The sequence below is a fragment of the Moheibacter stercoris genome (assembly GCF_040545805.1).
Classification (GTDB): domain Bacteria; phylum Bacteroidota; class Bacteroidia; order Flavobacteriales; family Weeksellaceae; genus Moheibacter; species Moheibacter stercoris.
Window position 1 is genome coordinate 240654 of sequence record NZ_JBEPMO010000002.1, and the last position, 13207, is coordinate 253860.

General features: G+C 37.3%; 10 protein-coding genes, 1 tRNA gene and 1 pseudogene. 7 read left to right on the forward strand and 5 right to left on the reverse strand.

Translation table 11 applies throughout. The annotated features are described in order from the left end of the window. Nucleotides 1–54 precede the first annotated feature (54 nt). The 3 genes from ABID46_RS03025 to ABID46_RS03035 all read right to left on the reverse strand — a co-directional run bounded on the left by ABID46_RS03025 (nucleotide 55) and on the right by ABID46_RS03035 (nucleotide 4254). Nucleotides 55–1476, reverse strand: a complete 1422-nt coding sequence (locus ABID46_RS03025) for an MBL fold metallo-hydrolase (protein WP_354506932.1) — start codon at nucleotides 1474–1476, stop codon at nucleotides 55–57. 79 nt (nucleotides 1477–1555) lie between these two features. Then, nucleotides 1556–2374, reverse strand: a complete 819-nt coding sequence (locus ABID46_RS03030) for a sulfite exporter TauE/SafE family protein (protein WP_354506933.1) — start codon at nucleotides 2372–2374, stop codon at nucleotides 1556–1558. Continuing rightward, a complete protein-coding gene (locus ABID46_RS03035; protein ID WP_354506935.1) occupies nucleotides 2374–4254 on the reverse strand; it encodes an ABC-F family ATP-binding cassette domain-containing protein in 1881 nt (626 codons plus the stop codon). Before ABID46_RS03035 ends, ABID46_RS03030 begins: the two co-directional genes overlap by 1 nt. 101 nt (nucleotides 4255–4355) lie before the next feature. Here ABID46_RS03035 and ABID46_RS03040 point away from each other — a divergent pair, with 101 nt between their 5' ends. The 4 genes from ABID46_RS03040 (at nucleotide 4356) to ABID46_RS03055 (ending at nucleotide 8389) form a co-directional block, all read left to right on the forward strand. Further along, the gene (locus ABID46_RS03040; protein ID WP_354506937.1) at nucleotides 4356–4757 is read left to right on the forward strand and encodes a DoxX family protein; all 402 of its coding nucleotides are present in this window, start codon (nucleotides 4356–4358) and stop codon (nucleotides 4755–4757) included. A gap of 47 nt (nucleotides 4758–4804) precedes the next feature. Beyond that, nucleotides 4805–5140 (forward strand): hypothetical protein, encoded by a 336-nt coding sequence (locus ABID46_RS03045; RefSeq protein ID WP_354506939.1) that lies wholly within the window; start codon nucleotides 4805–4807, stop codon nucleotides 5138–5140. Continuing rightward, a complete protein-coding gene (locus ABID46_RS03050) occupies nucleotides 5140–5991 on the forward strand; it encodes an amidohydrolase family protein (protein WP_354506941.1) in 852 nt (283 codons plus the stop codon). The genes ABID46_RS03045 and ABID46_RS03050 overlap by 1 nt, the downstream gene beginning before the upstream one ends. A 289-nt stretch (nucleotides 5992–6280) precedes the next feature. After that, nucleotides 6281–8389 carry a type IA DNA topoisomerase gene (locus ABID46_RS03055; RefSeq protein WP_354506943.1) on the forward strand — a complete coding sequence of 703 codons (2109 nt, stop codon included), beginning with the start codon at nucleotides 6281–6283 and terminating at the stop codon, nucleotides 8387–8389. Nucleotides 8390–8528: 139 nt separating this feature from the next. On the opposite strand, the gene ABID46_RS03060 is transcribed toward ABID46_RS03055, so the two are convergent. Both ABID46_RS03060 and ABID46_RS03065 read right to left on the reverse strand, forming a co-directional pair. Then, nucleotides 8529–8861: a HopJ type III effector protein gene (locus ABID46_RS03060; RefSeq protein WP_354506945.1), complete on the reverse strand. Its 333-nt coding sequence runs from the start codon at nucleotides 8859–8861 to the stop codon at nucleotides 8529–8531. Between the two features lie 19 nt (nucleotides 8862–8880). Then, entirely contained in the window at nucleotides 8881–9885 is a 1005-nt protein-coding gene (locus tag ABID46_RS03065) for a helix-turn-helix transcriptional regulator (protein ID WP_354506947.1), read from the reverse strand. 229 nt (nucleotides 9886–10114) lie between these two features. On the opposite strand from ABID46_RS03065, the pseudogene ABID46_RS03070 reads away from it, so the two are divergent. The 3 genes and pseudogenes from ABID46_RS03070 to ABID46_RS03080 all read left to right on the forward strand — a co-directional run bounded on the left by ABID46_RS03070 (nucleotide 10115) and on the right by ABID46_RS03080 (nucleotide 13181). After that, a pseudogene (locus ABID46_RS03070) lies at nucleotides 10115–11492 on the forward strand (RtcB family protein). A 54-nt stretch (nucleotides 11493–11546) separates the two neighbouring features. After that, nucleotides 11547–11675: transfer RNA gene (locus ABID46_RS03075), tRNA-OTHER, on the forward strand. A gap of 102 nt (nucleotides 11676–11777) precedes the next feature. Then, the gene (locus tag ABID46_RS03080) at nucleotides 11778–13181 is read left to right on the forward strand and encodes a TROVE domain-containing protein (RefSeq protein WP_354506949.1); all 1404 of its coding nucleotides are present in this window, start codon (nucleotides 11778–11780) and stop codon (nucleotides 13179–13181) included. Nucleotides 13182–13207: the final 26 nt, after the last annotated feature.

Genomic DNA, 13207 nt, shown 5'->3' on the forward strand with positions numbered 1-13207 from the left:
TCCCAAAATGGAGGTTTTAACTTTATACTTATTACAATTCTACTTTATACATTTTTAAAGCATCGTCGTTGGACAAACGAATTCCGTTCTTGGAAAAATCTCTGAAGTTTTGATTTTCCCAAATCCACCTTCCACATTGATTAATTTATCGTAACCTTTGGATTTCGCAATCGAAGCAAAAATTACCGAACGATATCCTCCTGCACAATGCACATAATAGGTTTTATCTTGTGATGCTTCTTGTAGGTTTTTGTGAATGTAATCAACAGGTAAATTTTGTGCACCTTTTACATGCTCGCTATCAAATTCTCCTTTTCGACGGACATCCAAAATATGGATGGAATTGTTTTCTTGATAGGCTTTTTCAAAAGCTACCACGTCAATACTTTCAATACTATCAACTTCTTTTCCAGCTGCTTTCCAAGCATCCATTCCACCTTCTAAATACCCCAAAACATTGTCATATCCGATTCGGGAAAGACGCGTAATAACTTCTTCTTCCTTTCCAGCATCTGCTACGAAAATGATTTTTTGGTTGATGTCTTCAATCACGGTTCCAACCCAAGGCGCAAAATCACCTTGAACTCCGATGAAATAAGCGTTTGGAATGAATCCTTTTACGAATTCATCTTGATGACGCGTATCCAACACCAATACATCTGCTTCATTTGCTAAGGTTTCAAATTCAGCTACGGTCAATGGTTTTTTATTGCGTTCCAAAACTTCGTTGAATCCTAAAAATTCGGTACGATTCATCACCGCATTTTTCGGGAAATAAGCTGGCGAAGGCGTCAAACCTGTGGTCAATTCGACGATGAATTCCTCTTTGGTCAAAGCGGGATTCAACGCATAATTGGTTTTCTTTTGGTTCCCCAAAGTATCAAAGGTTTCTTTGCTTAAATTCTTTCCACAAGCAGAACCAGCTCCGTGTGCTGGATAGACAATAATGTCATCGGCCAATGGCATAATTTTATTTCGAAGCGACTCAAACATATGACCCGCCAATTTATCTTGTGTCAAATCGGAAAATACGCGTTGCGCCAAATCTGGACGTCCTACATCCCCGATAAACAAAGTATCTCCAGAAAATAAAGCAACTTCTTTTCCATTTTCATCTCTCAACAAAAAACAAGATGATTCCATGGTATGACCTGGAGTATGCAACAATTCAAATGTAACATTCCCAACTTGGAAAATTTCGCCATCCTTTCCTAAATGGAAATCAAAATTGGCTTCTGAAGTCGGTCCATAAACAATCGTTGCTCCGGTTTTTTTCGCCAAATCCAAATGACCCGAAACAAAATCGGCATGGAAATGGGTTTCAAAAATGTATTTAATTTTCGCGCCATTTTTTTGAGCTTCTTCTACATATTGATCGGTTTCTCTTAAGGGATCAATGATCACAGCTTCTCCCTCGCTTTCAATGTAGTAAGCAGCGTGAGCTAGGCATTTGGTATAGAGTTGTTCAATTTTCATATCAAATGATTTTGATTAACAAATTTACAGAAAATGAATGGGTTTTTGAAATGAACTGATTTCTTTCAGTTTAATCGATTTAGGCATGAACCACAAATTCCATGATAAACATGAATATGGCCATTACCACTATGAAATAAGCAAAGCCTTGTTTCAATTTTGCACTATTGATGAATTTCGATAAAAATCCACCAATTAGAATTCCAATGAATGAAATTGCCGTGAAAATAATCAGGAAATCCCAGTTGATTTCAATTAGATTTCTCGACATATCACCCAAAAAAAATCCAATTAAAGAATTCAAACTTACAATCAACAAAGAAGTCGCCATTGCTTTTTTGATGGGTAATTTGGCGATTAACATCAAAGCTGGAACAATTAAAAATCCGCCACCAGCTCCAATCAATCCCATAAAAATTCCCAAGAAAAAACCTTCGGTAACGATAAGCGGATGAAAAACAAATTCTTGATTGGTTCTATTGGCTAAATTGACTTTGGACTTGTTCAACATCGTATAGGCCGCAATGAACATCAAAATGGAAAACAATCCAAACATCAACATTCGTCGTGTAAAATCGAAACTTCCAATGTGAAACAAAACATCTGGCAATACAGGCACCAATACACGTCTTACCAACAAAACACCCAAAACAGCGGGAATTCCGAGGAAAACAACAGCTTTTGCACTGACTAATTTTTCATAAACGCCACGAATTCCACCAAATAACGCTGTAAAACCGACGATAAATAAAGAGTAAGCAGTTGCCGTTTTTTCGTCTAGATGAAAGAGATAGGCCAATATAGGAATGGATAAAATGGAACCGCCGCTACCGGTTAATCCCATCACAAGCCCAATGAAAAGGGCTCCAATATATCCTATAATTTCCGGTATACTCATCAATCCTCATTAAGCAGAGAAAGTTCCAACCAACGCATTTCTTTTTCTTCTAACTCTTGTATGGTGTTTTCCAAATGTAAACTAATTTTTTGAATCGTTTCAAAATCTTGTCCTTGCTTTGAAATTTCCTCTGTTAATTTTTCTTTTAACCCCTGAAGCTCAACTACTTGAATTTCCAATTCTTCCATTTCTCGCTTCTCTTTGAAGCTTAGTTTACGTGCTGTATTTGAAGGTGTTTCTTTCTGATTTTCAATAGGTTTTTCTTGCTTTTTATCGGTCTCTTTTGTATTTTTTACGTGAAGAAAATATTCTGTATAATTTCCATTGAACCATGAAATTTTTCCTTCTCCTTCAAAAACCATCAATTCGTCTGTCACTTTATCCATGAAATAACGATCGTGGCTTACAATCAACAAACAGCCCTGATAATCGCGTAAGAAATTTTCCAAAACGGTTAAAGTCGGTAAATCCAAATCATTAGTCGGCTCATCCAAAATCAAAAAATTAGGATTTTCAAAAAGCACAGCGAGTAATTGTAAACGTTTTTTCTCACCACCACTCAATTTAGCAATATGCGTATATTGTTGTTCAGGTGAAAATAAAAATTGTTCCATGAATTGGGTAGCAGAAATTTGTTTCCCATTGGAAAGTGGGAAATAATCGGCAATTTCTTTGACAAAATCAATGGCGCGCATGTCATCTTTGTAGTCGATTCCGGCTTGACGAAAATGTCCGATTTTTAAAGTTTCACCAATTTCGATCGTTCCAGAATCGATGGATTCTTGCTGTTCCAAAATCTTCAAAAAAGTTGTTTTCCCTACTCCGTTTTTTCCGATGATTCCGATTTTATTTCCACGTCCAAACAAATGGGAGAAATTATCCAAAATAACTTTCTCTCCAAATCGCTTGGAAACATTTTGCATCTCAATAATCTTTTGCCCCAAACGCGTCATCTGCATGTCCAATTTGACTTCACTTCGGTCAATTTTCTGATGCGCCTTTTCTTTGGTGTCGTAGAAATCATCAATTCTACTTTTGGATTTTGTCGTTCTCGCTTTGGGTTGACGACGCATCCATTCCAATTCTTTGCGATACAAATTTTGCGCTTTGTCAATTTCAATGGATTGATTTTCGATACGAATCGCTTTATTGGTCACATAGGTTTCGTAATCTCCATTATGAACATAGGTTTGACCTCCTTCCAATTCAATAATTTTCGTACAAATCGCATCCAAGAAATAACGGTCATGCGTCACCAAAATCATGGTTTTGTTTTCTTTGTTGAGGAAATATTCCAACCATTCCACCATTTCAATGTCCAAATGGTTCGTTGGCTCATCTAAAATCAACAACAAATGCCCCGTTTCAAATGTGACATCGATTAAAAATTTCGCTAAGGAAATTCGTTTTCGTTGACCTCCAGAAAGACTTTTAATTTTTTGATCCAAGAAATCAATTTTTAATTTCGAAAGAATTTCTTGAATTTTCGATTCGACCAACCAGGCATCAAACTGGTTCATCTTTTCCATCAAATCGATCAATTCTGGATTTCCCGGATCATTCTCCATCATTCGCTCATAATCATGGATTAAATCTAAAACGGAATTCGAATGATTGTAAATATAATCTTCCGCTTTTAAATCTTCATTGAAATCGTCAGACTGTTCAAACAACAAAACTTTTACATCTTTGTTGAATAAAATTTCGCCTGTATCAGAAGTTTCTTTTCCTGCTAAAATTTTCAACAAAGTCGATTTGCCGCTTCCATTTTTGGCAACCAAAGCAATTTGATCTCCTTCATTGACGTGAAAACTAACATCGCTAAAAAGCGTTCTGATTCCATAAGATTTGGACAGATTATTGGCCGATAAATAATTCATGAATAGATTTAAAAAGGCAAAGATAAGATTTTGAAACCCGAGAATTTTTGAAAATCTTAAAAGATTATTCACTAAATTAGAACAAAGAAAATCAACAACTTATGGACTCATTTAGAGGTTTTGGCTTATTGCTCTTTCGTTTATTTTTAGGCGGACGTATTTTTTTGGGCGTTTGGGACAATGTTGTGAACTCAAGCAAAATGGCAGAATTTGCTTCCTTTCTCGATTCTTTCAAAGTTCCTTATCCCAATTTAGCTGCGCCTTTATCGGTCTACGCCCAAATGATTTGTGGAATTTTAATCATCATCGGACTTCAAACTCGATTTGTCGCTCTTCTCATGATCATCAATTTCTTGGTAGCCTTTTTTGTGGTGGATCGACATTTAAGCTTAGAACAAATGACACCTGCATTGGCCATGCTATTTGGTGCTATTTTATTGCTATTTGAAGGTGGCGGACGATTTAGTTTGGATGAAGTTTTTGATCGCAAGAAATCGGAATAAAGCTTTGGTTGCTTCAGTTTATCTTTACCTTTGGAAAAAAATAAAATATGAACAGTTGGTTAGAGTCTTTGGAGGAAGTTGTTGAAGCCTCATTTTTAAATCAATTCGATGAAATTTATTATTTGAATTCGAAATTATTGGTCGATGAATCTAAATTGGACCAAATCGTTGCTGATCAAAAATTAGCCGAATTTTTATCCAAAGAAGATCCTGAATCCGAAGCAGATGTGTTGGATTTTTTCCTTTTAGTGAACGATGACACACAATCTGTCGTTGTGCTTTTGAGCCCATTTGATTTGTTTACAGATGAATCGATTTTCAAAATTTACGAAAACTTGGAAGAAGATTTAAGTGTTGTTCCAACCATTGAAGTCGTTATGTGATGAAACCAACTGCCCTCCTACTGATTTACCTAAGTTTTTGTAGTTTATCTGCACAAGAAAAGAAAGTCAAAATTTTTGATGTTCACCTCCACGGTGATCCAAAACCAACTGAACAAATTCAGAAATTGAAAGATGGAGGTGTTTACAAAGTTGCCATTAGTACTTCTTGGAATTCGCAAGAAACCTATCAATCTGACAAAGAAATTCAAGTTTTACAAGGTTTGATGTTGGGTTGCCCCAATGGGAAAGTTCCGTATAGCGGACAATTTTGTTTCGACAATCAAAAGGATTTTCCAGATGTCGAATGGGTAGAAAAACAAATTCAATCTAAAAAAATCGATTATATAGGCGAAGTTTTGAGTCAGTATTACGGTATTTCGCCATCTGATTCTCTTTTTTATCCCTATTACAAATTGGCTGAGAAACACAAAATTCCCGTAGGTATTCATACCGGATTGGCGGGTGCTGGACACGGTTCTCCCAATTTTAAAGTCAGTTTGGGAAATCCCATTTTAATGGAAGATTTACTCATAGAATTTCCCAATTTAAAAGTTTGGATTATGCACGCTGGTGCTCCTTTTTTGGAAGATGCCATTGCCTTGATGACCTATTATCCGAATGTCTATGCCGATATTTCTGTGATTTCCAATCCCTATATTTTCAATCCTTCCGAATTTCGACGAATTATGAATCGGTTGATAGATGGAGGTTTGGAAGATAAATTGATGTTTGGAACCGATAATGGACCGATCGATAAAATTATTGAAAACATCGAATCATTGGAATTCTTAACCCAAGAACAAAAAGAAAAAATCTATTTCACAAATGCCGAAACTTTCTTTTCTAATTAATTATCTAAATTCAATAAAATAGCAATGAATTTGAATTTAATTGGTGGAATTTCCTTTGGAATCCTTGCGTTATTTTACACTGTTTATTTAGTTAGAGAATACTATTTCGATTTCTCAAAAGAAAAATCCGAAGATTTCATTTTTTTACCAAAAGGATTACTAGGGCTAATTCTATTGTACATCATTTCCGGATATTGCTTTTACCAATTTTTCCAATAATCAAAACGAAGTTTGGTACGTATTCTCAAAAAAAATCAGGATTTTTGCAGATTCAATTGAAGAAAATCCAATGATCCTTTGCATCGCCGAAAAACCAAGTGTAGCCCGAGACATCGCGAAAGTCTTAGGCGCGACTTCCGCCAAAAATGGCTATATGGAAGGAAATGGCTATTGCGTTACTTGGACGTTTGGACATCTTTGTACCTTGAAAGAACCGCACGATTACAATCCGAATTTGAAGTATTGGGATTTGGGAAGTTTACCCATCATTCCACAGAAATTTGGCATCAAATTAATTCCCAACAAAGGCGTAGAAAAACAATTTGAAGTCATCGAGAAATTGGTGCAAGAATGTGAAGAAGTCATCAATTGCGGGGATGCTGGACAAGAAGGAGAAGTCATTCAGCGTTGGGTTTTGCAAAAAGCAAGATGCGACAAACCGATGAAACGTTTGTGGATTTCATCTTTGACCGAAGATGCCATCAAGGAAGGTTTTGCCAAATTGAAAGATGCAGACGAATACCAAAATCTCTATCTCGCTGGGAATGCTCGTGCGATTGGCGACTGGCTTTTGGGAATCAATGCGACACGATTGTTTACCAAAAAATTTGGTGGCGGAAAAGCAGTTTTATCCATTGGTCGCGTACAAACGCCTACCCTTGCGATGATCGTACAACGTCAAAAGGAAATTGATGCGTTTAAATCGGCTGATTATTGGGAATTAAAAACCAAATACAAAGAAGTTATTTTCAATGCCAACATTGACCGATTGACTTCTCAAGAACGTGCGGAAGGCGGATTGGAATACTTGAAACAACATCCGTTTGAAATTGTTTCGTTTGAAATCAAAGAAGGAAAAGAGAAAAATCCACGTTTGTTTGATTTGACTGCTTTGCAGGTAGAAGCGAATAAAAAATATGGTTATTCGGCTGAAAATACGTTGAAATACGTGCAAAGTTTATACGAAAAGAAACACGTTACCTATCCGAGAGTCGATACAACCTATTTATCGGAAAATTTACATCCGAAAATGCACGGAATTTTGGCTTCGATGAAGTTTTATCAGGATTTAACGGCGCCACTTTTGGGCAAACCGATTCCCAAATCCAAAGCGGTTTTCGACGATACCAAAGTAACCGATCACCACGCAATTATTCCGACTGAAATTATGCCTTCGTCTAGTTTGATGAAAGAAGAAAAATTGGTGTATGATTTAATTGCGAAACGATTTATTTCAGTTTTTTATCCGGAATGTAAAATTTCCAATACGGTTGTGGAAGCGAAAGTTGGAACGATTCCATTCAAAGCAACAGGAAAACAAATTTTGGAACCCGGTTGGCGTGAGGTTTATGCAAAAGACAAAAAAGAAGAAGAAACTTCCAACAAAGAAGAGGAACAAACGATTCCGGAATTTGTAGCGGGCGAATCGGGTACTCACGAACCTTTTATTCACCAAGGGAAAACAAGTCCGCCGAAACCTTATACGGAAGCGACTTTGCTTCGAGCGATGGAAACTGCTGGAAAACAAGTGGAAGATGAAGAATTGCGTGAAATGCTCAAGAACAACGGAATTGGCCGACCATCTACGCGAGCGAACATCATTGAAACTTTGTTCAAGCGTAAATACATTGAGAAAAAGCGCAAAAATTTGGTGGCGACTCCTATGGGAATGGAATTGATCGATACCATCGAAGATGAATTGCTGAAAAGTCCGGAGTTGACGGGTGAATGGGAATTCAAATTGCGCAAAATTGAAAAAGGCGAATACGAAGCCAATCAATTCAAGGAAGAATTAGTCCAAATGGTACGTGAATTAACTTGGAAAGTGCTTCGTGGGCAAAATAAGACCATCGAAATCAAGGAAGCTACACCAGAACCTGCAAAAAAAGAACGCGCTCCTAGAAAGAAATCGGAAATCATTTGGGAAGAAACCGACTGTCCGAAATGTAAATCCCAGAAATTAATCAAAGGCAAAACGGCGATTGGTTGTCAGAATTTCCAAGGTTGCGGGTTCAAAGTTCCGTTTGAAATTTTTGGAAAGAAAATTACCGAAAAGCAAATCCAAGATTTGATCAAAAAAGGTAAAACCTCCAAACTAAAAGGTTTCAAATCGCATCCCAACAATCTAGAAGAAGGTGTTTTGAATTTTACTTCAGAATTCGGAATTGAGTTGAGTTAGATTTTTCGCTTTTTAGGATCTTGGCGATTAGAAAAGAATGAAAGTATTTGAACTTCCTTCCCAACAACTCTATAATAAAGTGTATTGTACTTTAACAAAACTACTCAATAAATAGATTCTTTTGTAGATTTTGGGGAAACTATTTCTTTACCAAAGCAATTCCCTCAAATTCGATTCCTTCCCAACCAAATTTCATAAAGTTGCGGATGTTTTGGTGGTCATTTCCTTCTGGATTTTCCAAAACGTCTTTGGTATAAAAATCACCGAACAAACTCAAGGTTTCATCTTGGTTTAAATTTTCCATTTGTGCAAACGCGAAAATCTTACAAGATCCATTGTTTTGATTGACATCGTTGTAAGTTTCTCCATTTTTGAAAGCTGTGGGTGTGAAACTATAATGTTCATCAATGAATTCAATCACATCAGAAAAGTGTATATCTTCTAAGTTTTGAGCTAAAAATTTACGTATCATATGCTGCAAATTTCGGGAATTATATCTGTTTATGGTAGTGTTTTAAGGCTTTTTGAAGTTTGTCTTTCATTCGTTCGCGCAAACCCTTTGGCCCTAAAACTTCAATCGTTTCGCCATATCCTAATAACATTCGTTCCAATTCGAAATTGATTTGAATGAGTAATTGAAAAGTCGTTCCCAAATGATCTTCGTGCACAATGGTTTGACTTGAATGAATCGGTTTGGTTTTTACATAAGGCGCATTTTCAGGATCGATACGGAAAGTCACTTTGCGCAATCTTTGGGTAGGAGTTACGGTCACGCCCACCACATCTTTGAAATATTCATCGGCGTCGATGTTTTGATCAATGTACGCAATATCCTCTACAACTTCAATTGCTTCCATTCGGTCTAGAGCCAGGGTGTACAAATACTTCCCTTTCAATCCAATTAGAAACCAACGGTTGTTGAATTCTTTTAAAATCTGCGGATGAATGATCATATCGCCTGCTTCTCTTGCTTTGAAACTTTGGTAGGAAATTTTCAAAACTTTTTTATTCAAAATCGCCTGATACAATACATCGATATGTTCCAAACCGCGTAGATTTTCGTTTTTATCCAAATGAATGATGGACTTTTGGTGGGTTGCGTGAACGGAATCTTCCAATTTTTGAATGACACCGTTCATTTCTTTGAACATTGAAAAATCTTTGAATTGTTTCAAAATTTGAATTGCGTCGTTCATCGCGCGCAAATCATTTTCGTTGACTTGAATATTGTGGATGCTGTAAGTGGGATCGCTGTATCGGTAATACTTTTTTTCATAGACCTCGATGGGCGCTTCGTAGCCAAATTTCTCACTACGCATATTCTGCAAATCGAGTTGTACAGTACGTTTGCTGACGTAAGATTCTTTTCCTTCGAATTCAAATAAGGCTTCGGAACATTCGTCCATCAAATCTTCTAGAGTATATTTTTTGAATTTGTTTTTCAAGCATTTGTCGAGGGTTTTATAGCGGATTAGGGCGTTTTTATTGGATGACATTGGATTTTTTTTCTAAAAATAGAAAATAATTTTATCTACGCAAAAAGATTGCGCAGTTGTAGTTTTCCTTTGCATCATCAACTTAGAAAAACCGAGTTGAAAAAACGAAAAATGCAGCCCGACTTGAGTGGAACTCCTTTTTTGCAAAAAAAGATTGGGAACCCTTGGACAAGCTCAGGGTAAACTTCAGAAAAGAAGTTGTGGCTGCCCTAACTAAAAACAATACGATATGAAAATTACAGGAAATGAAATCGTCGCTTTGGGATACAGACCAGGAAAATGGTTTGCAGAAGCAATTGACTATATAAATGAAAATGAATTGACTACCGAAGAAATGGAAGCTTATTTGGAGCAATTTAGAATGCCAGATCCGATTAGTTCCGACGGAATATGTGGTGAATATACGTGCCGAAAATGAAAATGAGAAAGACAATGTGTCGAAGGTTCTTCAAACTATGGATGCTTTGATGAAAACTCCGACTTTGATTTCGGGAGCGGTGATGCCCGATGCTTGTCCGACTGGGCCTGAAGGTCAAATTCCTGTTGGCGGTGTTGTTGTTGCGAAAAATGCGATTCATCCGGGATTTCATTCGGCCGATATTTGTTGTTCGGTGATGTTGACTGATTTCGGGAAAGTAGAACCTAAATTGGTGTTGGATGCTGCGCATTCGGTTACCCATTTCGGATACGGTGGACGACCAAGAGGTGAACAAATGCCAATGTCACAAGAATTGATGGATGCGTTTCGAGAGAATTACTTTTTGAAAGATGAACAACTGATCAGCATTGCGCGATCGCATATGGGAACTCAAGGAGATGGAAATCATTTCTTGTTTGTCGGAATTTCGAAAGCAACTGGAAATACGATGATGGTTACGCATCACGGTTCGCGCGCTCCTGGAGCGAAATTGTATGATATGGGAATGAAGGTTGCCAATCGATTTCGAAGAGAAATTTCACCTGATACTTTAAAGGAAAATGCGTGGATTCCGTTTGATACCCAAGAAGGACAAGAGTATTGGGATGCTTTGCAATTGATCCGAAAATGGACCAAAGAAAACCACGAAGCAATTCATAATGCAACTTTAGAAAAATTAGAAATAGAAGCAAAAGATCGTTTTTGGAACGAACATAATTTCGTATTCAGAGAGGGAGATTTATTCTACCACGCCAAAGGAGCGACTCCACTAGACGACAAATTTTTGCCGGACATCACAGGTCCTAGATTGATTCCTCTGAATATGGCGGAACCTGTGTTGATTGTTCAAGGAACAACTAACGGCCGAAATTTAGGTTTCGCTCCTCACGGAGCCGGAAGAAATTTCTCGCGATCTTTTCATAAAAAATCATTGGCGCATAAAACCATTGATGAAATTTTTGAAGAAGAAACCAAAGGGTTAGATGTGCGATTTTTCACCAATGATATTGATATTTCGGAATTGCCAAGTGCGTATAAAAATGCGGCATCGGTGAGAAAACAAATCGAAGAATATGGATTGTGCGAAGTAATTGACGAAGTGATGCCGTATGGATGCATAATGGCGGGCGATGTACAAAAAAATGCGCCTTGGAAAAAGAAGAAAAAGGCAAAATATTTTAAGAAATAAACATCTACGCAAAAAGATTGCGCAGATAGGATGCAACTTTGCATCAGAAACAAGGAGGTTGTAGCTCAGTGGTAAGAGCAACGTACAGCACTTTATCAAATTTTGAACCTTACACGAGGTGTGATGATAAAGTTACTTCGATTATTAATCCGTGGGTCGCCGGTTCGATTCCGGCCAACCTCCCAAAGGAAGTGGTGTGAGAATTTTGGTTACTTCGTTCCAAGAAAAAAAACACCAAATTCATTTTGAACCACTTCCCTTTTTTAAACAATAAAAACAAAAATTATGTCAAAATTTAACGTACGAAAAACCTTATTTGGATCTGGAATCATCGCTGGTAAAGAAACCAAAGCAGCTGGAAAATATTCTAATTTTGAATTGTTACGTCGTGTAACCTTGACTAATTTATTGTTTGAATCGAATTATTATCAGTCTGCTGACGAAATTATGACCCAAATGGAATCTTTGGCGCATAAAGTTTCGGGTTCGCAATTAGTAGAATTGGCATTGGAATGTCGATTTGAACAGAAATTGCGTCATACTCCTTTGTGGTTATTGATTTTGGCAAACGAAATTCACGGAGCGCCCGTCAAAGATGCTTTGGCGAAAGTTGCGAATCGTCCCGATATGACAATGGATGTCTTGCAAATGTTGAAAGTTCGAAATGGTTCGTTCAAAATGAGCAAATCTATCAAAAAAGGTTTGGCGAAAGCATTTAATAATTATGATGCCTATCAAATCGCGAAATACAAAAAGAATAATTTAGAAGTTTCTTTGGTCGATGTAGTGAATTTGGTTCATCCGAAACCAACAGAAGCCAATGAACAAGCTTTGAAGGATTTGGTTCGAAATGAATTACAACCTGCCAATACTTGGGAAGTTGCTTTGTCTGCTGGAGCCGATAAAAAGGAAACTTTTGAACGAATGATTGCGGAAAAAAGTTTGGGTTCTTTGGCGATTTTACGAAATCTCCGAAATATGATTGAAGCAGAAATCCCGCGAATGACCATCAAAGATGCCATTTCACAAGTGAATTCTCCTTGGTTGACTCCATTGAATTTCTTGGCTGCACAACGAAATGCGCCTGAATTTACAGCCGATATCGACGAAGCGATGAAACGAACTTTTGCCCAAGAAAAAATCAAAGGAACAACTATTTTGGTGATTGACGTATCGGGAAGTATGGGTGCTTTGACTTCTCAGAATTCAAAATTTTCCCGAATGGATTTGGCCTTTGCAATGGCTGCAACTGGTTCGTATATTTTTGAAGATATGATTCTTGTTTTCACTGCAGGAAGCGACCAGCGACGAAAAGGTGAGCATATGGTGTGGACCAATTCCTCGGGTTTAGGAATTTTTCAAGACGCGAGTTCGATTGTTGCTAAATTAGGTGGTGGTGGAATTTTCACTTATCAATTATGCGAATGGTTGAAAGAGAAATGCTATTCCCAAGTGGCAGATCGTTTGGTGGTAATATCCGACAGCCAAGATATCGATGCCTATTATGGTGATGCGAAAACCCCTGATACAACTCCTTACAATACTTCCTACATCATTGATATTTCCTCGCATACACACGGTATCAAAACCAATAATTGGACCGCTGAAATCAATGGTTGGAGTGATAAAGTTTTTCATTACATCAAAGAATTGGAAAAGCCTAGAGCCAATCCTTTCACTTTGAATTAAAACAAAAAAGCTTCCCAAAATGGGAA